This window comes from Rhizobacter sp. P1_G5, from assembly GCF_056405435.1.
Window position 1 is genome coordinate 1 of sequence record NZ_JBFUCB010001040.1, and the last position, 1120, is coordinate 1120.

General features: G+C 67.1%; 1 protein-coding gene. It reads right to left on the bottom strand.

What is annotated here, in order from left to right; all coding sequences use genetic code 11:
* Positions 1-27: 27 nt before the first annotated feature.
* Positions 28-1120 (bottom strand): sensor histidine kinase (locus AC1D12_RS33825; RefSeq protein WP_477845449.1); only part of this gene is annotated, 1093 nt, incomplete at its 5' end.

The window sequence follows — 1120 nt, forward strand, 5'->3', positions numbered from 1 at the left end:
GGGCTCCGTCGGGTGGGATGGGTGGGGTCAGGCCGCCAGCGGCAGCGGTTCGCCGGACTTGCCGGGTTCGCGCGGGCGCAGCGGCAGCAGGATCGAGAACACGGTGCCGACACCGGGCTCGGTGTCGACGAGGATCTTGCCGCCGTGCTCCTGGACGATCTTGAACGAGATCGACAGGCCCATGCCGGTGCCCTTGCCGATCGGCTTGGTCGTGTAGAACGGGTCGAAGATCTTCGGCAGCACGTTCGCCGGGATGCCGCTGCCGTTGTCCTGGATCTCGATGCGCACCATGTCGTCACCCTCGCGCGCGGTGCGCAGCGTGATCACGCCGGGTTCCGGGCGATCCACGGGCATCGCGTGCACAGCGTTCGTGATGATGTTCAGGAACACCTGGTTGATCTGCGACGGCGAACACTGGATCTTCGGCAGGTCGAAGGCCAGCTCGCGGCGGATCTCGACGGTGTTCTTCAGCAGGTTGCGCGCCAGCAGCAGCGTGCTCTCCAGGCCTTCATGCACCGCGAACTCGCTGACCTTCGCGCGGTCGAGCCGGCTGAAGTTCTTCAGGTTGGTGACGATCTCGGAGATCTGCTCGATGCCGTGGATGCCGTCGGCCAGCAGCTGGCCCATCTCGTCCATCACGTGGCTGCCGGCGACCTCCTTCGTGGATTTGTCGAACTCATGGGCCAGCGTCTGCAGCCGGGCCCGGTCGCGCTGCTCGTTCGGCAGGTGCAGCATCTGCGCGAACTGCACGCTGTTGGCGGCGAGCTGGGCCACCGGGGCGACCTGCTCGCGCAGCACCTCGAACGTGCCCTTGACGTAGGCGAGCGGCGTGTTGATCTCGTGCGCGATGCCCGCCACCATCTGCCCGAGGGCGGACATCTTCTCGGACTGCACCAGGTGGACCTGCGACTCCTTCAGCTCGGCATGGCTGCGCGTCAGCGCCTGGTTCACGCGGGCGAGCATCCGGTAGCTGGCGATCAGCCGCCATGCGAGCCAGCCCAGCGCGACCAGCAGCACCGCCGAGTACGCCACCAGCACCCAGCGCCAGGTCTGCTGCGATACCAGCAGCTTCTCGTGCTCCAGGGCATGCATGTCGGCCAACTCGTCGAGTGCACGGGCG